The 355-nt window shown below is 60.0% G+C and carries 1 protein-coding gene; it reads left to right on the top strand.

Annotated features, from left to right (window positions below; translation table 11 throughout):
* Positions 1 to 64: 64 nt before the first annotated feature.
* Positions 65 to 355 (top strand): ATP-dependent DNA ligase (locus AC1DIX_RS28410; protein ID WP_477328704.1); only part of this gene is annotated, 291 nt, incomplete at its 3' end.

The raw sequence follows: 355 nt of genomic DNA on the forward strand, positions 1-355 counted from the left end.
GTTGCGAGACGACCAAATTGCAAAGTCGGCTCCCCGGAAAACGCGAGACCCTGCTCAACCAAATTTGCCATTCGATGCGATCCCCGATCGAATCGAGCCCGCCCTCGCCTTGCTTAGGTCGAAGGCACCCAGCGGCTCTGACTGGACGTTCGAGGTCAAATTCGATGGCTACAGGGTAGCGGTCCATATCGAGCCTAACGGCATTCGCATTCTGACGCGCGGTGGCCATGACTGGACGTCTCGATTTCCCACGATCGCCGAGGCGGCAAGAGACTTGGGTGTCGGGTCGGCGATACTGGATGGCGAGGCTGTCGTGCTCGACAACCGGGGTCGCTCGGACTTCAGCGCATTGCAG

The organism is Massilia sp. 05N420 (assembly GCF_056397205.1).